Raw genomic sequence first — 19,266 nt, 5'->3', positions numbered from 1 at the left:
CGATGAGCTATCATATCAAAGGTGAAACCGGGGACTGGGAACTGGTTATCGGGCTTGAGGTTCATGCCCAGGTTATCTCTCAATCCAAGTTGTTTTCGGGTGCCGCAACAACGTTCGGAGCGGAGCCGAATACGCAGGTTTCGTTTATTGATGCCGGCTTTCCCGGCATGCTGCCGGTTATCAATGGCGTGTGCGTGGAGCAGGCTGTTCGTACGGGGTTGGGGCTGAAAGCGCAGATTAACAAACGCAGTGTTTTTGCGCGCAAGAATTATTTTTATGCTGATTTACCCCAAGGGTATCAGATCAGCCAGTATGATCAGCCCATTGTTGGCGAGGGGCAGATCGTGCTGGATTTGCCCGATGGATCAAGCCGTACGGTTGGTATCGAGCGCCTGCATCTTGAGCAGGATGCAGGGAAATCCGTTCATGACCAGCACCCTGCAAAGTCTTTGATTGACTTGAATCGTTCCGGGGTTGCGCTGATGGAAATTGTTTCCAAGCCAGATATGCGGACGCCGGAAGAAGCCGGGGCATACTTGCGTAAGCTGAGATCCATTCTGCGTTACTTGGAAACATGTGATGGAAACATGGAGGAAGGCTCCATGCGTTGCGATGTCAACGTATCGGTCCGCAAAGCTGGAGAGCCATATCGGACACGTTGCGAGATCAAGAACGTCAATTCCGTTCGCTTTGTTATGCAGGCCATTGAATATGAAGCCCGCCGCCATGTTGAAGTGTATGAAAACGGTGGCCAGATTGTTCAGGAGACACGCCTGTTTGACTCCTCGCGTGGTGAGACACGGTCGATGCGGTCCAAGGAACATGCCCATGATTACCGTTATTTTCCTGACCCGGATCTTTTGCCCTTGGAGTTTGATGATGCGTTTGTTGAGCGCATCAAGGCAACGTTGCCCGAGCTTCCTGATGATAAAAAAGCGCGGTTTGTATCTTCCTATAGTCTGACACCTTATGATGCAGGTGTTCTGGTTATGGAGAAGGAAACCGCGGCTTATTTCGAGGAGGCAGCGGAAGGGCGTGATGGAAAGCAGGTTGCAAACTGGTTGATTACAACGCTCTTTGGTGGCCTGAACAAAAAGGGGCTTTCCATTTCACAAAGCCCGGTCAGTCCATCGCAGCTTGGTCAATTGGTGGATCTGGTAAAAGACAACACCATATCCGGTCGGCTGGCGAAAGATGTTTTTGAAATCATGATGGAGGAGGGAAAGGATCCTGCTCTTATCGTGGAAGAGCGGGGTATGAAACAGGTTACGGACAGTAGCGCGATTGAAGCTGCATGTGACGCTGTTATTGCAGCCAATCCTGAGAAAGCCCAAGAAGTGCGGGATGGTAAAGAGAAGCTGGTTGCTTGGTTTATCGGACAAGTCATGAAGGCAACCCAGGGCAAAGCTAATCCTGGTATGTTGCAGGACGTTCTCAAGAAAAAGCTTCTTGGTTAGAAAGCTGTAACTTTCTCTATGCCGGATAAAAAAGAAGGCCCCGATTTATTCGGGGCCTTTCAAACTATTGCGTATAAACCTTACCCGGCAGCAGGCTTGCTGGCCAAGGACCGATTATTCGCATGTTGATGAGCATCCCCGGCACGGTGACCCTTGACGCCATAGTACAGAATATAGGTGTAGCATACGAGCGGAACAAAGAAGGCAGCCAGAAGTCCAACTTGATCAGCAACAAAGCCATGGATCAGGGGCACAATAGCTCCGCCGACAATGGCCATACACAGAATGCCTGATGCCTTGCTGGTATGATGACCAAGCCCCCTGACCGACAGGGTAAAAATGGTCGGGAACATGATAGAGTTGAACAGGCCAACGGCTATCAAGGACCACATGGCAATATGGCCACCGGATAGGATAGCTGTAATGATCAACCCTATAGCAATGGTGCAGTTGAAGGACAGAAATGCTCCGGGATTGACATAGCGCATGATGGCTGCCCCAACAAAGCGACCAACCATCGCGCCGCCCCAGTACAGGGACAGGTAAAAACCGGCCTCGGCTTCCGGAAGGCCTGCGATCTCTGGCATTGCCAGTAGATTAATCAGAAAGCTGCCAATTGCTACTTCTGCGCCGACGTACATGAAGATACCGATGGTACCAAGTACCAAGTGGCGATGGGACCAGATGCTGCCATGGCTCTTTGCATCAGTGCTCTTGTCCAGATCAATGACAGAATTGGTATTCCTGATATCTGGCAACTTGATGAACATCAAAGCGAGCGCATTGGCGATCAGAATCCCCGCCAGCCACATGTACGGACCTTGCACAGAAGCAGCTTCTTTTGCCCGATATGCAGCCTGCTCTACCTCTGACATGCCTGCCAGTTCGCTGGCTGACAAGACAACCGTACTCAGGATGAATAAGGATCCGATGTACGGAGCAATTGTTGTGCCGACGGAGTTAAAGGCCTGCACGACCGCGAGGCGGCTGGATGCCGTTTCCTGCTTGCCAAGAATGCTGACATAAGGGTTCATGCAAACTTGGATCAGGGTAATGCCAGACGCCAAGATAAACAGTGCACCCAGAAAAAGCGGGTAGGACCGTTCGCTGGCCGCGGGCCAGAAGGCCATGCACCCGGCAGCCGTTACCAAGAATCCCACAACGAGTCCACGTTTGTAGCCGATCCGTTCAGCCAGCATGCCCGAAGGCAAGGACACGAAAAAATAAGCGGTAAAAAAGCAGAACTGGACCAGTGCTGCCTCGGCATAGCTGAGTGTAAAAACAGCTTTCAGATGAGGTACAAGCACGTCGTTCAGGCATGTAATCATGCCAAGGAAAAAGAACGGTGCGGTCAACACGGCCAATGGGCCAAAATAGGAGCGATTTTGATGTGCAGTGGACATCGGAACAGCCTTTGTTCAGCGCTTCTGAAACAAACCGGTTCTTTTGCCGGTTTCCCCAAAACGGGGGTATGCGTGATGTCTTCAGATGCCTGAATTCTTTTGTCCTGACAACCCCCGATTTCCTTCTTTCTCCATTGGGCAGGGGAAAGCCGTCATCATGTTGCGGTTTGAACTCATGTCGCAATGCAAAATTGTACGATGGTACAAATACAAAACGCTCCTTGGTCTTTATCAATCTCAGGTTATCATTTGGTTGATAAAATCACGGGCTACGTCTTCCCAGCGTCGGATTGGTGCCAGCAACAGGCTTTTGTGCATGCTCTGCCATAATGTGTCATCAGACAGCAGGCGGATTGTTGCGTCTGCGAAAGATCGAGGGTTGGCTGTCATTGTGACAAAGCCTGTTTTTTTGTCTGTTATTCTTTCAGGCAGTGCCCCTGTATCATTGACGATAGCTGGAATGCCACAGGCCTGAGACTCGGCAATAGCCAAACAGAAGCTTTCTGGCACCGTTGAGGGGTAACAATGTACCCTCATTGATCTCAGTGCAGATGCCAAGCTATCCCGCGGCAGGGGAGGGTTGAGGAAAACGCCCGCAGTATGTTGCGCTTTTCCAAGAACAGCCTGCGTTTCTTCTGAACCACCTTCTCGTTGGCTCATAATACCTGGTCCCGTAAACAGGTGTAGCTCGGCTGAAGGAATGGCAGGAACAATATACTGCTTCCACATATCAAGCATGGGATCCAGCCCCCGTAGAGGATTGGACAGGAAAACGGCACGCGGTTCGGGGGGAGTGGCTGTATGGGGAGAGGGGTAAAATACGGGATCGACACCATGAGGCATAACAAGCCGTCGCCCCGGGACCCATGCCGGAAGGGTAGAGGCATGGAATTTTGATAAAAACACCATGGCAGGCTTGCGCTTGACAAGAGGCCATAGGTAGCGCGTCTTGAGAAGGTATTGGGCTGGATTGTGGATCCAGAAAGCAACGTGCCTTGCCTTTGGAATAAGGCGAAGCACCGTATGTCCCCGATTGGCAATGTACAAGTCGGCCGATTCTGGGTGGTTCCCGCTGATAGGTTCCCAGTTCACGCCATTATGTAGGACTGAGGTATTTGAGTTTGTCAGGCATGTTACATGATGGCCCAGTCTGGCAAAGGCTTCAGCAAGCCAGACGACACAGCTTTCCGCTCCCCCAAGAGGCCTCTGCTCCAAGCATAATCCGTTAAAAGGAACGCCATCATCAGCAATAATAATTCTCACCGGCCCGCAACTTTCATTGGTGTACAATTGTTATGGATCTGCTAAGGGAGCATAATCGACCTGCATCCGTTTTTCCGGAAAAATATTGAGTGCAATGAAATTTGATCTTCTCGCCCGCTGGTTGCCTATTGTTCGTCGACTCTCTCATGGTGATGGGAGGGTCGGGTTATCTTATGATGACGGCCCTACTCCGGAGGCGACGCCCGGAGTATTGAAGCTTTTGTCGGAGTATAATGCCGGAGCAACCTTCTTTCTATCAGGGTGCCGGACCGTTCAGTACCCTGATCTTGTAGCAGACATTGTACGGGCAGGGCATCCGGTTTATGCTCATGGGTGGGACCATATTCGTCTTGATTATGCCGGTCCTGAACGTCTGAAAGCCGACCTTCTCAGGGGAGAGGAGTTGCTGGCACGTTTCCGTCCGACGCCAGATCCTTATCTTGTCCGTCTCCCTTATGCTGGTGGCTATCGTAATCCAAAAGTCCATCATGCTATTCGCGCGTTCTGGCCTTCTGCCCAGATTGCTCACTGGTCATTGCATGTTGATGATCCCGGCTTGGCACGTCTCTGCAAGACACCTGATGAGGTCCGCCTAGAAGGACAGAAGCGGATTGATGCCGCACTGGATACGGGCAGCTTGGAAGGGGCCGTGATGTTGCTGCACGATATGGCCTTTGATATAGACAGCTCCGTGCGTGCTGAAACATCATTGATTTTGACCGAGCAGTTTTTGAAGGGACTAGCTAAAAGAGGGCTGCGCGCCTGTCCCATGGATATATGTTTAACGCCAAGCATCCTGAATCGTTTCCTCCTGCTATAATCGACGATAGTCTTAACGCGCGTCGATAAGGGGAGATTTTTGTGAGACAAAACAGCGCAGAGTATCCCCAATCCCCGGATCTTATTGTTCTTGTTTTGAATGTGGCCTGGGTTGTATTTGGTGGTTTCGTGATGTTCTTGGGCTGGGTCTTGGCCGCTTGCCTGATGGCCTTGACTATTGTGGGGATTCCTTGGGTCAGGTCTTCCCTCAATATTGCGTTTTATTCGTTATGGCCTTTTGGCCGTATGGCTGTTGACCGCCAAGATTTATACGGGGAACGTGATATCGGGACGGGGGTCTTGGGTCTTCTGGGCAATGTGCTGTGGTTTGTCCTTGCCGGTTGGTGGCTGGCATTGGGTCACATATCATCTGCATTGGCTTGCGCTATTACTCTTATTGGTTTGCCGCTGGCATGGGCGCATTTGAAGTTGGCGTGGATTTCCATCTTCCCTGTAGGAAAAGCTATTGTTGAGATCCCCAAAGGGACGGGGCCGCGTTTGTAGTCAAACCCAAAGAACGTGCTTTTTCGTTTGAGGCCTGCACGCAAGGGAAAGGTCATCATACCGTTAGGAGGAGGGGCCTTTTTGGTTGATGCAGGAGGATCTGTACTTTATTCATTGTTTCTATAGGGTTGGTAGTTTTGAAAGAAAAAGAAAGGTTTCTTGGTATGGCATTGTCGATGATCCGGAAGTTCATGCATATGGAGGCTGCCGGGGGGCTTTGCCTTGTCGGCGCGGCATGTATAGCCCTTCTTTTAGCCAACAGTGCGGGGGCACCCTTTTATCAGGACTTTCTGACGACAAAACTTGCCGTGACCTTCAATGGAGCCGGTATAGACAAGCCCCTGCTGCTTTGGATCAATGATGGGCTTATGGCTGTTTTTTTCCTTTTGGTAGGCCTTGAAATTAAAAGAGAAGTCCTTGAAGGAGAATTATCATCCCGCAAGAAGGCCTTGATGCCTGGCATTGCTGCGCTTGGCGGTATGATAGGGCCTGCTCTTGTCTATATCGCTTTCAATATGGCGTGGCCTGATAGGTTGACAGGGTGGGCTATTCCCGCGGCAACCGATATAGCGTTTGCCTTGGGGGTTATGGCTCTTGCAGGGAAGAGAGTTCCGGCTACGCTCAAGATTTTTCTTTTGGCCTTGGCGGTCATGGATGATCTTGGAGCCATTATTATTATTGCATTCTTCTACACCAGCCACCTTTCCATGCTTTCTCTGGGGCTGGCTGTTATAGCAATCATGGTTTTGTTCAGCCTCAACAAGGCAGGAGTTAATCGAATAACCCCCTATGTTCTTGTTGGTGTTTTTTTGTGGGTTTGTGTGCTGAAGTCCGGCGTTCACGCCACATTGGCGGGTGTTGTTCTTGGGCTGGCTATTCCTTTGTGTGGATCTGGCCAAGCTTCAGAGTCTCCTTTGAAGCATGTCGAGGAAGCGCTTCATCCATGGGTTGCCTTTGGGATTATGCCGATCTTTGCATTTGCTAATGCGGGTGTTTCACTGGCTGGCGTTACATATGATATTGTTTTCAGCACTATTACGCTTGGTATTGGTCTGGGGCTTTTCATTGGAAAGCAGGTTGGTGTTATGACCTTTACTTGGTTTGCGTCAGTTCGTGGCATTGGGGCCTTGCCTAAAGGGGTGTCGTGGGCTCAGTTTTATGGGATGTCTGTTATTACGGGCATTGGTTTTACCATGAGCTTGTTTGTTGGCACGCTTGCATTCCCTTCTGGCCTTCATGATGCTGAAATTCGTCTAGGTGTTCTGGGGGGGTCTTTGCTATCGGCCCTTGTCGGGTTGCTTATCCTTAAGAGAGCGACGCCTGTGGATAAGGCTGAAGAGCTAGCCTAGCTGACGCTTGCGCCTTGGTGCTGCTAGGGATTGTGGCACCAAGAGCTTGTGCAAAAGCACGTTCATTTTAAGGAAGGCGATCATTGTACCGATTATCTTCAGGTATATATTGGGTGATATTAGTTTAAAACTATTTGTAACTCTGTGAGTTTTGATCGATATATTATATCAACATCAGAATAAATGGGCATGGAGCGGATTATGGATTCTGACAAGAGCGATATGAATCCAACGCCTGATGCCGCAGAGGATAATGCCTTCTTTCCCTCTCCCTATTCCCTCGCGCAATTTACCTCTCAGATCTCCAACCTATCTGATGCAGAATATTCAAGCGCATATAAGGGTGGGCGCTGGAAGGTGTTGGTCATTGGCGCGGATGAGCGCTACCTTCTGCTTGATAATGGAACTTTCTTTTCTACGGGAAACCACCCAATAGAAACTCTACTTCCCATGTATCATCTTCATAAGGCTGGGTTTGGTTTCGATTTTTCTACCCTCTCTGGTTATCCGATAAAGTTCGAGTTATGGGCAATGCCCCGTCAGGATACGGAAGTGATGGGGTTATATAAAAAGTATAATGCTGCCATGAAGAGCCCAAGGCGGTTAGGGGATGTTGTGAGGACGGCTCTTGGTCAGAATTCTGATTACATAGGCGTTTTTATACCAGGTGGACATGGTGCCCTGATAGGCTTGCCTGAGAGCTCTGAGATGAGGGCGTTACTGGAATGGGTTGCGGAAAAGAATAAATTCCTGATCTCTATTTGCCACGGGCCTGCAGCTTTTTTGGCTGTTGGCGAAGAGAGTCTTCTTTATAGAGGCAAAAAGATTGTTGCCTTCCCCGATGCAATGGACGCGAAAACACCGGAGATCGGCTATATGCCAGGGCATCTGACATGGAAGTTTGGTGAGAAGCTGAAGCGGCTGGGCTTTGAAATACTCAATAACCAAATTTCCGGGCAAGTCCATAAGGATGGAAAGATCCTTACTGGTGACAGTCCGCTTGCCGGGAACGCATTGGGCAAGATGGCTGCGCAGGAGCTTTTGGCCGAGGTGAATGGTAGGGATTGATTCTGTTAATAATGCGGCCAGATTCCAAGGTTATTTTCTATGATCTTATGGGGCAGGTAAGATTAACCACAAGAGTATGATGCCGATTCTTATAGCGCAGAAGTGTGGGACAAAGCAGCTTCTCTTTTTTCAGAGCCTTATAAATCAAGGCTTTACAGAGCGAATATGGCGGAGCGGGAGGGATTCGAACCCTCGGCACGAGTTACCCCGTGCGACAGTTTAGCAAACTGCTGGTTTCAGCCACTCACCCACCGCTCCTTGAATTCACATGGCGCATGACGCTGAACACGGTGCTTTCTATCGAAATATGAACTAGAGGTCAATATGTTAAAGAAAGATACTGAAATTTTTTCAGGGCTCACGTGTTTCCAAGTCATGCAGATGACCCGCTGTATTATCTTCAAGGCTAAAGTGTTGCGTTAGAAAGCGGACAGCATGTGATAGTCCATGCGTATCAATACCGTGAGGCAATCCTTGGCATGTGACGGTATTCACATCAACGCAGTTCTCCCGCAGAGCCCGTTCAGCAAATGCCATTGCCGGATAGGGGACCACAGAGTCAGCATCGCCATGTACGAGAAGCACGGGGGGGCGCGCAGTGACTTCATCATGAAGCACTTCCGCGCCAACCAAGGCTCCAGAGAAACCAACGACAGCAGCTAAGGACGTGCTTTGTCGCAGTGCCACGTGCATAGCCATCATCGCCCCTTGCGAAAATCCAACCAAGGCAATGCGCTCTAATGGAAGCTGCTCCTTCTCGCTAATACTCTCAATAAAGCTATGTAGGCATGGGGCTGCTGTGCGTGCGCCTTGCAGCAGGCGGGCGTGGATAGGGGACATGATTTCTGGCGCCCGCCGCATCATCTCTGGGTCATAAGAAGCAAGGCTGAACCATTGTCGACCTGCAGGAGACATTTCACAAGGTTCAGGGGCATGTGGAGAGTAGAAGGCCGTTCCGGGCAAGGATTCTGCCATCTGCGGGGCAAGCCCGATAAGATCATGACCATCAGCGCCATATCCGTGCAAGAGAATGACTGCCTGCCGGACAGCGGAGTTGGCGGGGTGACGGTATTCCGGCCCGGAAAGAGACATTGAGGGCATCCCTGTTGACTGTGCGTAGTTTTGTTATTCCGGTTTTTCTTTTGCTTTCTTTGCAATCCTGGCAGGGGTGCGCCGTTTTGCAAGCTTCTTGGCGGGCACCGTCTCTTCAGTTGTTTCCTGGGCCTTAGCAGCAGAGGGGGATCGGCGGCGTGTCGACTTCCTAGGGGTTTTTAATGTCGCACTATCGCCTTCGTCTATTACAGCGTTATCATGTACTTGGTTTGCTCCTTCAGAGGCTGGACTGGAACCGCGGCGCGCTTTTCGACGAGGCGCAGAGTCCTTCTTGGGGGGTTCGCTGGCCTCGGAAGGTTCATCTGCAGATTCCGACCCGGTATCTTCCGGCTCGGCAGATGCTGATGCGCTCCGCTTTCTGGAGGGACGCTTGCGTGTACGGCGTGTGCTGACAGGACGTTCCGCCTCAGAGGCGATTGTATCTTCCTCTTGTACAGCGAAAGGCTTTTGTTCTTCTGCCAGTTCTGTCACCTGTGCACCCGGATCTACGTTCCTGCCCGGTTTTTCTTCTTTTTCTTCAGGAGGAAAGGGAGCGGGTAAGGGGGTGAGGCCTGATGCCACACGCAGGGCATTTTCCTCCGTACGTGTCAGTGGGGCAAGGAGGAAGGAAGGCGTTATTCCGCCGAAGGCAACCGCATTATCGGAAAAGGTCATTTCTGCAACTTCATAGGCAGGGTGTGTCTTGTCACGTCCACGCCCCTCATGTCGTCTGTTATCACGTGGGCGTCGCTCTCCACGGGCGTTGCCTGATTTCATGTCTTCCTGTTGTCTGCGCAGATTGCTTTCATTGCGTGCCTCGGGCAAGGGAACAGCTTGATCTGTCCCTTCAATGGCAACGCGGGGTATTTCTTTGCCTGTCAACTTTTCAATAGAGGCAACCAGCTTCGCATCCTCTTCCGTTGCTATGGTCCAGGCAACGCCATCGCGTCCGGCGCGACCTGTGCGACCAATGCGGTGCACGTAGTCTTCGGCGTGGAGAGGGACATCAAAATTGAAAACGTGGGAGACATCGGCAATGTCAATGCCTCGGGCTGCCACATCGGAGCAGACCATCAGTCGGATTTCCCCTGCCTTGAAGGTTGCCAGTGTTGCAGTCCGTTCGGATTGGGCCATGTCCCCATGCAGTTGTACGCAGTCAAAGCCGTGTTTCTTGAGCGAGCGATGCAAAATAGAGACATCGCGCTTGCGGTTACAAAAGATGAAGGCATTCCGGACGTTTTCCATCTGAAGAATACGCCGCAGGGTTTCTCGTTTTGCGCCGGATTGAACAACAAGCATTTTTTGAAGCACGGTTTCAGCTGCAGTAGCCTGGCGCGCGACCTTAACTTCCTTGGGATTGTTGAGGAACACGTTTGTCAGCCTACGAATTTGGTCATCCATCGTTGCCGAGAAGAACAGGGTTTGCCGCAGTGGAGGCAAAAGGGAAACAATGCGTTCAACATCAGGAATGAAGCCCATATCCAGCATGCGGTCAGCTTCATCGATAACCAGAATTTTTACATCGCGCAGGATAATCCGACCTCTTTCAAAGAGGTCTATAAGTCGACCAGGTGTTGCCACAAGAACATCGACGCCCCGGTCAAGAAGCTTTTCCTGCTCGGTAAAGCTCTCTCCCCCAATAAGCAGCGCCATTGAAAGGTTGTGATACTTCCCGTACAGGGTGAAGTTCTCGGCTACTTGGTTTGCTAGTTCCCGCGTGGGGGCAAGAATAAGGGACCGAGGCATGCGCGCCTTGGCGCGTCCGTTGGCAAGAATATCGATCATGGGCAAGGTGAAGCTTGCCGTTTTGCCGGTTCCGGTCTGGGCAATGCCCATGACATCGCGGCCCATTAGAACCCAAGGGATTGCCTGTTCCTGGATGGGGGTAGGCGTTGAGTATCCTACTTCGGTAACGGCTTGGAGTGTTTCAGGGCTCAGGCCCAGATCGGCAAAGTTCATGGAAGTCGCAGCGCGGCCTGTACAGTTGGCGATGGAGCGGCGGTGGCATGGACAAGCCCATGCCCGGTTCCATCATCATGGAGTTTGGGGGGCGATAATAGATAGTCCTCCGGCTCTGTCAATCATTGCCGCAGTCCCTTGTCATAACATATTTATCTTTGATTGCTAATGCTGCGTCGCGCTATCTTGAATAAGCATGAATACCAGATGGGGAGGGTAGTGCAGTGAGGGCGCAGGTACAGGATTCTGTCCTGTTTATAATTGATGTTCAGGAAGGGCGGTGCCCGGTTGTTGATAACCCTCGCAAGGTTATCTTTAATTGCGCCCGATTGCTGAGGGGGGCATCCATATTCGGGATTCCTGCCATTGTGACCGAGTTGTGTCCCGACATCTTTGGGCCTGTCATGCCTGATTTGCGCGATCTCCTTTCGGATTATCTTCCTGTTGCCCGCCGTACCCTGTCCTGTATGGCTGACCAAGATAAGCATTCTGTTACAACCCAGTTGGCAGGGAGAAATGTGCGATCCGTTATCGTTGGCGGCGTAGAAGCGCATGTTTCCGTTCTCCAGACCGTTCTGGATCTTATGGCTGCGGATTATCGTGTATACGTGGTTTCTGATGCCTGCTCATCACGTCATGTTGATGAGGAACAGGCCGCCATGGCCCGCATGCAAGCGTTGGGGTGTCAGATTGTGACAACAGAAATGCTTCTTTTTGAATGGGTTGGTACAGCAGATAGCCCCGTTTTCCGTACTCTGGTGGATAGCTTGATCCGCTAGGAAGAGAAACGGGGCATTGTTAATGCCTTTAAAGCATCCAGTTGGCATCTGATACTCTGTTCAGGCGTGTTCGCTTTCCGGCATCGCCCGTCGGTGCTCGCTACACGCCACGCCAGCAGATACAGCGCCAGTCCGGATAATATGGCGGGACGACGTCCGATCAGGTCGCGCATCCGTCCCCACGCCACCACCCCCAGAGCGAAGGCGAGAAAGAGTAACAAGAGAGCGTTTGCGCCGCCATCTCGGCGTTCACCTGGAACTCGTCAGCAATGTGCGTCAGCGCCGGGCTGTAAATGGTTTCCACCACCTAGGGAAACATCATCATCGACGTTGCCAACGTCAAAGTCAGTTTACGGTGCATAGCTGATCCTGTAGCCAAAAAGGAGCGGCACAAGGTAGCATTCTTATTGAGTTTTCTATCGTAATGATAGACGGCAATAAATTTATACATTGGGCAAAGGTACCTCCTTGTTGCCAAGTTGGGAGGTAGCGTCTTCGCTTTGTTCTACTTCGGCCACTATAAGCTATATATAGATATAAAAGTTACTATTTACTACCAAAGATATAAGTCTTAATCGCCACGATAGTAGTAATATGTGTATAATATATTGTTATTATTTGTTTATATTGGCCTGATCCCTAGGCTATCAGGACCTGTTCCCTGACAGTCTCATTATGCTGCTGGTTACCGGTCCGGGAAGCTGGTTTGATTTCTGATGTACAAAGGTAAGTGAAGCTTGACAGCTGTGGGGCAAGGATATAGGGTGCGCGCTCTTTCCAGACCAGAAAGTGTTTGAGGGTGTTGGAGTTATGCGCGTCCGGAATTCGCTTAAGTCGGCCAAGACTCGTGACAAGAACTGCCGTGTAGTTCGTCGCAAGGGCCGCGTGTACATTATCAACAAGAAGAATCCGCGCATGAAAGTGCGTCAAGGCTGATATCTTGTATGGTGCTATGTTTTGATAGGTTCCTGTTTGCTTGATCTCTTAGTGAGATTTAGCAGTCAGTATCCGTAGAAGGGCCACGCAAAAGCGTGGCTTTTTTATTGTTCGTATCTAATGCATCCTAAAACAGGGTGGCCCTTTCCTGTTCAGGGCTACCCTGTTTATTGCGGCTTGGAGCTTATAGGGAGCTTATAGATTGTCGCCAATCTCTGCTATGCGCAGGACATTTGTGCTGCCGGGGGTGCCGAATGGGACACCTGCAATGATGACGGCCTTGTCTCCAGCTTGTGCCAATTGGTCCCGTTCAGCAAGCCGGGTTGCCTTTTGCACCATGTCCCCGAAATCACGAACGCCTTCAGCTGTTACGGCGTGAATACCCCAAACCAGGGCCAGTCGCCGGGCAACCCGGACATCAGGAGTCAGGCCCAGAATGGGTACGGGGGGCCGTTGCCGGGCTTGCCGGAAGGCTGTAGAGCCAGACGAGGTAAACGTGACAATTGCTTTGGCTTCAACTGTTGATGCAACCTGGCTTGCTGCGGCGCAGATGGCATCAGCGGCGGTATTTTCAGGTTTGAAGGGATGGGAATTGATAATTTGGCGATATGTTTCATCATGTTCAACACTGGCTATGATCTTGCTCATGATTGAAACAGCTTCTACGGGGTATTGTCCTGCTGCAGTTTCCGCCGAAAGCATGACAGCATCGGCTCCATCATAGACAGCTGTGGCAACATCAGACGCTTCAGCACGGGTTGGCGTCGGGGCATTGATCATACTTTCCAGCATCTGGGTTGCCACGACAACGGGTTTTCCCTGTTGGCGGCAGACAGACAGAATTTTCTTCTGCAGGATGGGAACCACTTCTGGTGGACACTCGACTCCCAGATCGCCTCGGGCAACCATAACGGCATCGGATAGGTTTACGATATCGTGCAGGGCTGTGATGGCCTGTGGCTTCTCAAGCTTGGAAATAATGCCAACCTGATTGCCTGTTAGGGCGCGTGCTTCCGCCACATCCTCTGCCCGCTGCACAAACGATAGGGCGACCCAGTCCACACCAAGAGAAAGGCCGAACATCAGATCTTTCCTGTCTTTCTCGGTCAAGGCAGAAATGGGGAGGACTTCACCGGGAACATTCAGGCCTTTGTTGTTGGAGAGAGTGCCGCCGACAACAACCGTTGTCATAGCGTGATTCTCACCGCGCGCTATAACCCGTACCTTGATCTTGCCGTCATCCATCAGGAGCTCGGTGCCGACCTTCAGTACAGCGAAAATTTCCGGGTGTGGAAGGCAGACACGGGTCTTGTCGCCAGGAGTTTTATCCATGTCCAGACAAAAATCTTGGCCATTCTCAAGAGTAACCTTCCCTTGGGCAAAGGTTCCGACCCGTAGTTTCGGGCCTTGCAGGTCCATGATAATGGAGATCGGCCGTCCGGTTTTCTCTTCAGCAGCCCGGATCATATTATAACGGGCCCGGTGATCCTCGTGTGATCCATGGCTGAAATTCAGCCGGAAAACATCGGCACCTGTGCGTGCCAACATTTCAATTTGTTCGGCCGTTGAGGACGAAGGGCCGAGGGTGGCAATGATTTTGGCGTGGCGTTCGCGTCTCATGGAATTACTGTTCTTTTCATAGGGTGATGCAGGATTGATGAAGTCCCGGGTGATCATCTGAATTCTTTTATGAGGTCATGTTTTTAGCAGGACACAGACGCAAAAGCGACCTGTGATTTTCTGCCGGAGAGTGTGATGATGCTAAAGCGTTTTTCTTTAGGTTGTTTCTATAAATTTATGCCTTGGTACACTGGATATGGTTACGTTTCTTGATACTGCCTCGCTGCTTGATGCAGATGAGCCCGCTCCTTTCGAGATTTTTAATCCGGGTGGGCAAGCCCCCGTGTTGCTTGTGGCAGATCACGCCAGCAACCGTATTCCACGCTGTCTTGGTGGGCTTGGATTGTCTGCTGCCGATCAACAAAGACATATCGCTTGGGATATTGGGTCAGCTGATCTGACCATGTCCCTATCTCTTCTCTTGAATGCGCCTGCTGTCTTGTGTGGTTATTCGCGCTTGGTCATTGACTGTAACAGGTTGCCCGGAGACCCGGATTCAATTCCTGTGTCCTCTGACGGGACCGTTGTTCCCGGAAACTGCGGTTTATCCGAGGCAGGGCAGGAAGTCCGTACAACGGATATCTTTAACCCCTATCATCAGGCAGTGGCTGATACGCTGGCTCATATGTGGCGTCGTTGTCCTACGGTACCACCGGCTTTGCTTTCCATTCACTCTTTTACACCGCAGCTGCTGTCGATCAAGCATCCCCCCCGTCCTTGGCAGGTGGGGATTTTGTGGAATCGTGACCCCCGGCTTGCGGTTCCACTGATGGACGGGCTGCGTGCATGTGATGACGGATCTTGTATTGGAGATAATCAACCATACAGCGGGCGTGATATTGCCTTTACTGTTGATCGGCATGCAGCTTCTGCTGGGTTACCTCATGTGGGCATCGAAGTTCGGCAGGATGAAATTGATACCAAGGATAAGGCACATGTATGGGCCTGTCGCCTTGCTGAGGCTCTGGGGTCGTTGGTCGGTCACCCTGATGTGCACAGGGTTTGTCATTATTAATGGCCTAACGGGTGTCCTTTCTCTTGACCAAACCGGGATGGTTCGGAGTAAGACAGAGGCACTGTGAAACCCGTGGCCAAGCCCGGGGTCGGGGGCTTTTTCTGCCTCTGTTGCCCGTGCACATTCGAGGTACATCTGCATATGGAAAGCATGGATAATTCTGCAGCCGAGCAGCTGCGCTCAATTGTTGAGCGTATTGAGCGGCTGGAAGAAGAAAAAACCAATATTGCCTCTGACATAAAGGACATTTATGGAGAGGCAAAATCAATGGGATACGATGTGAAGATCATACGCAAGGTTATAAGTTTGCGTAAAAAGCAGCCCCACGAACTGGAGGAGGAAGAGCAGCTACTAACACTCTACCGTATGGCTGTCGGGGTCTGAGCACAAAGCATCAGAGCGCATACTTCCCTGAAGAAGGCGATAGAAGCCTTTCTTCAGGGAAGAGAAACGGCCCCTAGGCAGCTTCCATGGCGTGTCGCTTTGTCCGGAATTCCGTCAAAAGCTGATCCTGCTTCTGGTATGCTTTGCGTACATTGTCTTCCAGTACGTGGCCGTAACCCCGCATGGTAAGCGGTAGTGAGGCTAACTTGACGGCGGTATCCAAGTTCTCGATGTCTAGGTTTAAAGCGATTTCTGAAAGCAATGCCTGAAAGTCGGTGATTAGTTGTCGTTGCATCTTCCTTTCAGCGGTATAGCCAAAAGGGTCTATGCAACTTCCCCTTATTGTTCGTATCCGGGCTAGAATTCTCATGACGGGCAAAACCCAGCCCCCGAAGGCTGATTTTTCAAGATGCCCGGTTTTACGATTGCGGCGTGCAAGAAGGGGAGGTGCAAGATAGAATGTCAACTTCAGTTTCCCCTCAAATTGAGCCTTCAGGTTAGACATGAAGCTGCTGTCGGAATACAGGCGGGCAACTTCGTATTCGTCCTTGTAGGACATCAGCTTGAACAAGGAGCGTGCGGCTGCGGCAGTCAGGGCTGTACTGTTGTTTCTCAGCTTTTCTTCAGCCCTGCGCAGTTCTTTGATGCTGGTTTCATAATGATTGGCCCAACGGCGATCCTGCCAGCTTTCCAGAAATACAGAACGCCGGGATATAATATCATCCAGTGTTTCTGATGAGTTATGGTGCGCTGGTACCTTGTCCGGAAAGGCTATGTCGGCAACCTGTTCTGGTGCTACGGCGGTATGACGCCCCCACGTAAATGCCATGCGATTGAACTCAGGTCTGACACCATTGAGTTCTATTGCTCTCATGATCGATTCCCGGGAGAGGGGAATAAGGCCCTTCTGCCAAGCATAACCAATCAGGAACAGGTTGGTTGCCAAGCTGTCTCCCATCAGGGTTGTGGCCAGCTCTGATGCCTTGACAAAGGAGGCACGCTCTTTGCCGACAGTGCGTTCAATCGTTTGAATAATGTCTGTTCCGGGGAAAACAGCATCGGGGTTACGCGTAAACTCTGCTGTCATGGTTTCCTGTGTGTTGATGACAGCCGAGGTGTGGCCGAAACTCATCCTGAGAATCGCATCATGACCCGCTGCTGTCAGACCATCGCATCCCAGCACAAGATGTGCCTTGCCTGGGGAAATACGGACAGCGTGTATATTGTCTGTCGATTGAGCGATGCGCAGGTGGCTGATAACAGCGCCATTCTTTTGGGCGAGTCCAACCTGATCGAGAACCGAGGCTGTTTTGCCTTCCAGGTGGGCGGCCATGCCAAGTAACGCTGATATGGTAATGACCCCTGTTCCACCAATCCCTGTGATAACAATGTCATAGGCTCCAGATTCAATGGCGGGAATTATAGGTTCGGGAGGGCATTCGAGGTTTGAGAGATATACACTTCCTTGGCGTTGCCGTAGTTTCGCGCCTGTGACTGTAATGAATGAGGGGCAAAAGCCTTTGATGCACGAGAAGTCTTTGTTGCAGGAAGACTGATCGATCTTTCTTTTGCGCCCAAATTCTGTTTCCAAGGGTTCTATGGCAACGCAGTTGGACTGTGAGCCACAGTCTCCACATCCCTCACAGACAAGGTCATGAATAAAGACCCGTTTGTCAGGGTCCGGCATTTTGCCTCTTTTACGACGACGGCGTTTCTCGGCGGCACATGTTTGTTCATAAATCAGGACGCTGACGCCCGGTGAGTGGCGCAGCTGGTGTTGCAGTTCATCCAGTGTGTCGCGGTGGTGAAGTGTCGTGTTGGGTGGCAGGGATGGCATAATTTTTCGGAATGCCTTGGGTGCATCGGAAACAATGGCAATGCGTTTGACACCTTCAGCTGCAACCTGTGCAACTAGGGACGGAACTGTTAGTGGGCCATCGAAGCGTTGTCCACCCGTCATGGCCACCGCATCATTGAACAGAATACGGTAGGTTATATTGACATTAGCTGCGATTGCTTGGCGTATGGCCAGAAGGCCAGAATGAAGATAGGTACCATCCCCCAAGTTGGCAAATACATGTTTTTCTTCGGTAAAGGGGGCTTGCCCGACCCAGGGGACGCCTTCTCCTCCCATCTGGGTAAATGTGCTGGTTGACCGGTCCATCCACGTCACCATGTAATGGCAGCCAATGCCACCAATTGCCCGTGATCCTTCGGGTACCTTTGTTGATGTATTGTGTGGGCAGCCAGCGCAGAAGTGAGGAATTCTTTTAATCGCTATGGGTTCATAGTGTTTGGCACGTTCAAGGAAGAGCAAGCGTTCCTTGATCGAGGCAAGAGGGTTTATGCTGGAAAGAATGGGGCCGAGGACAAGGGCAATCTGATCTGGTCCCAGTTCCCCATTGGCTTGAAAAGCAGGCTCTCCGGTGGGGCTGTGTTTGCCGGTTATTCTGGGGGCGTTATGCCGAAGCTGATTGTACAGCAGTTCCTTGATCTGTGTTTCAATAACAGGCCTCTTTTCCTCAACAATAACAATATGTTCCAGATCTTTTGCAAAAGAGAGGATGCCATCCGGTTCCAGAGGCCACGGCATGCCAACCTTGAAGAGCCTTAGGCCAAGGACATGGGCTTCATTTTCCTTGATGCCCATGTCCTCAAGAGCTTGCAGGGTATCCAGCCAGCTTTTTCCTGCCGCAATAATGCCAATACGTGCAGCAGGGGCGTCAAAGGAAACAAAATTGATCCGATTGTAGCGGGCAAAGGCCACGGCTGCCGGAATTTTGTAGTTTATAAGGCGGTATTCCTGTTCCAGTGGTGAGTCTGGTACGCGGATATGAAGACCGTCTTCGGGCATGTTTACCGGTTCAGGGTCTGAGAAGACATAGCGCCCAAGATCAGCTTCAACCGTTGATGAGCTGTCCAGAACCTCGCTGACGCATTTCAGGGCAACCCAGCATCCGGAGTAGCGACTCATCTGAATCGCCATAACCCCATAGTCTAGGATATCCTGAACATTTGACGGGTATAGAACCGGTATTTGCAGATCCATATAGGTATAGTCAGTCTGGCTGGGGACAGTGGATGATTTGGCGGCATGATCATCGCCGGAGAACAGCACAACCCCGCCATGCCGACTTGTTCCTGCCATGTTCGCGTGACGGAAGACGTCGCCGGATCGGTCAACACCCGGGCCTTTGCCATACCAGTATCCACAGACACCATCATACCGTTGTCCCGGGAACATGGTCCCTTGCTGGCTTCCCCACACGGCTGTTGCCGCAAGATCTTCGTTAAGCCCAAGCTGAAATACGATGTGGTGTTTCTCAAGGTGTTTCTGGGCTGCAAGTAGCGTTGTATCAAGAGTGCCGACCGGGGATCCACGATACCCCGATATAAAGCCGGCGGTATCAAGGCCATTCCCGATGTCCAGAATGTGCCGTGTCATGGGTATGCGGGCCAAGGCCTGAATCCCCGACAGATAGATTCGTCCGGATGATGCAGTATACTTGTCTTCAAGAGTGACGCGATGATCAATCCCCATGTTTTCCTCCCTGGAACAGCCTTTCTTTTTTCAGGCTGTCCTCTTTCCGCAGTCATTTTGATCTTGCGGTATATGGT

Annotated in this window: 15 protein-coding genes and 1 tRNA gene; 9 read left to right on the top strand and 7 right to left on the bottom strand. The window is 51.2% G+C overall.

Features of this window, described 5'->3' with window-relative positions:
* Positions 1-2 precede the first annotated feature (2 nt).
* On the top strand, positions 3-1,457 hold the full coding sequence (gene gatB / locus AY555_RS09115) for an Asp-tRNA(Asn)/Glu-tRNA(Gln) amidotransferase subunit GatB (RefSeq protein ID WP_066135862.1): 1,455 nt from the start codon (positions 3-5) through the stop codon (positions 1,455-1,457).
* An 80-nt stretch (positions 1,458-1,537) separates the two neighbouring features.
* Here the strand turns inward: gatB and AY555_RS09110 are convergent, their stop codons facing one another.
* Complete coding sequence (locus AY555_RS09110; RefSeq protein WP_066135859.1) at positions 1,538-2,860, bottom strand: sugar MFS transporter; 1,323 nt, start codon at positions 2,858-2,860, stop codon at positions 1,538-1,540.
* A 237-nt stretch (positions 2,861-3,097) separates the two neighbouring features.
* A complete protein-coding gene (locus AY555_RS09105; RefSeq protein WP_066135856.1) occupies positions 3,098-4,123 on the bottom strand; it encodes a glycosyltransferase family 4 protein in 1,026 nt (341 codons plus the stop codon).
* Positions 4,124-4,217: 94 nt separating this feature from the next.
* Here AY555_RS09105 and AY555_RS09100 point away from each other — a divergent pair, with 94 nt between their 5' ends.
* The 4 genes from AY555_RS09100 to hchA all read left to right on the top strand — a co-directional run bounded on the left by AY555_RS09100 (position 4,218) and on the right by hchA (position 7,863).
* Positions 4,218-4,943 carry a polysaccharide deacetylase family protein gene (locus tag AY555_RS09100; RefSeq protein WP_082811978.1) on the top strand — a complete coding sequence of 242 codons (726 nt, stop codon included), beginning with the start codon at positions 4,218-4,220 and terminating at the stop codon, positions 4,941-4,943.
* Between the two features lie 41 nt (positions 4,944-4,984).
* Positions 4,985-5,446, top strand: a complete 462-nt coding sequence (locus AY555_RS09095) for a YccF domain-containing protein (RefSeq protein WP_066135850.1) — start codon at positions 4,985-4,987, stop codon at positions 5,444-5,446.
* A gap of 164 nt (positions 5,447-5,610) precedes the next feature.
* Complete coding sequence (gene nhaA / locus AY555_RS09090) at positions 5,611-6,795, top strand: Na+/H+ antiporter NhaA (protein WP_066136855.1); 1,185 nt, start codon at positions 5,611-5,613, stop codon at positions 6,793-6,795.
* A 201-nt stretch (positions 6,796-6,996) separates the two neighbouring features.
* On the top strand, positions 6,997-7,863 hold the full coding sequence (hchA, locus tag AY555_RS09085) for a glyoxalase III HchA (protein ID WP_066136853.1): 867 nt from the start codon (positions 6,997-6,999) through the stop codon (positions 7,861-7,863).
* Positions 7,864-8,029: 166 nt separating this feature from the next.
* Here the strand turns inward: hchA and AY555_RS09080 are convergent.
* The 3 genes from AY555_RS09080 to AY555_RS12310 form a co-directional block, all read right to left on the bottom strand.
* Positions 8,030-8,121, bottom strand: a tRNA-Ser gene (locus AY555_RS09080).
* A 93-nt stretch (positions 8,122-8,214) separates the two neighbouring features.
* Positions 8,215-8,955 (bottom strand): alpha/beta hydrolase, encoded by a 741-nt coding sequence (locus AY555_RS09075; protein ID WP_066135847.1) that lies wholly within the window; start codon positions 8,953-8,955, stop codon positions 8,215-8,217.
* A gap of 33 nt (positions 8,956-8,988) precedes the next feature.
* Positions 8,989-10,914 (bottom strand): DEAD/DEAH box helicase, encoded by a 1,926-nt coding sequence (locus tag AY555_RS12310; RefSeq protein ID WP_082811977.1) that lies wholly within the window; start codon positions 10,912-10,914, stop codon positions 8,989-8,991.
* Positions 10,915-11,138: 224 nt separating this feature from the next.
* Between AY555_RS12310 and AY555_RS09065 the strand changes: the two genes are divergently transcribed.
* The gene (locus AY555_RS09065) at positions 11,139-11,693 is read left to right on the top strand and encodes an isochorismatase family protein (protein WP_066135844.1); all 555 of its coding nucleotides are present in this window, start codon (positions 11,139-11,141) and stop codon (positions 11,691-11,693) included.
* A gap of 810 nt (positions 11,694-12,503) precedes the next feature.
* Positions 12,504-12,629 carry a type B 50S ribosomal protein L36 gene (gene ykgO, locus AY555_RS11595; RefSeq protein ID WP_081628433.1) on the top strand — a complete coding sequence of 42 codons (126 nt, stop codon included), beginning with the start codon at positions 12,504-12,506 and terminating at the stop codon, positions 12,627-12,629.
* A 195-nt stretch (positions 12,630-12,824) separates the two neighbouring features.
* Here ykgO and pyk read toward each other — a convergent pair whose 3' ends face one another.
* Entirely contained in the window at positions 12,825-14,249 is a 1,425-nt protein-coding gene (pyk, locus tag AY555_RS09055; protein ID WP_066136852.1) for a pyruvate kinase, read from the bottom strand.
* Between the two features lie 196 nt (positions 14,250-14,445).
* Between pyk and AY555_RS09050 the strand changes: the two genes are divergently transcribed.
* On the top strand, positions 14,446-15,264 hold the full coding sequence (locus AY555_RS09050) for an N-formylglutamate amidohydrolase (RefSeq protein WP_066135838.1): 819 nt from the start codon (positions 14,446-14,448) through the stop codon (positions 15,262-15,264).
* A 141-nt stretch (positions 15,265-15,405) separates the two neighbouring features.
* Positions 15,406-15,648, top strand: a complete 243-nt coding sequence (locus tag AY555_RS09045) for a DUF2312 domain-containing protein (protein ID WP_066136850.1) — start codon at positions 15,406-15,408, stop codon at positions 15,646-15,648.
* 73 nt (positions 15,649-15,721) lie between these two features.
* Here AY555_RS09045 and AY555_RS09040 read toward each other — a convergent pair whose 3' ends face one another.
* Positions 15,722-19,189 carry an indolepyruvate ferredoxin oxidoreductase family protein gene (locus AY555_RS09040; RefSeq protein WP_066135833.1) on the bottom strand — a complete coding sequence of 1,156 codons (3,468 nt, stop codon included), beginning with the start codon at positions 19,187-19,189 and terminating at the stop codon, positions 15,722-15,724.
* Positions 19,190-19,266: the final 77 nt, after the last annotated feature.

The organism is Haematospirillum jordaniae (assembly GCF_001611975.1).
In the GTDB taxonomy this organism is placed as follows: Bacteria; Pseudomonadota; Alphaproteobacteria; order Rhodospirillales; family Rhodospirillaceae; genus Haematospirillum; species Haematospirillum jordaniae.
This window is presented reverse-complemented; position numbering and strand designations above follow the sequence as displayed.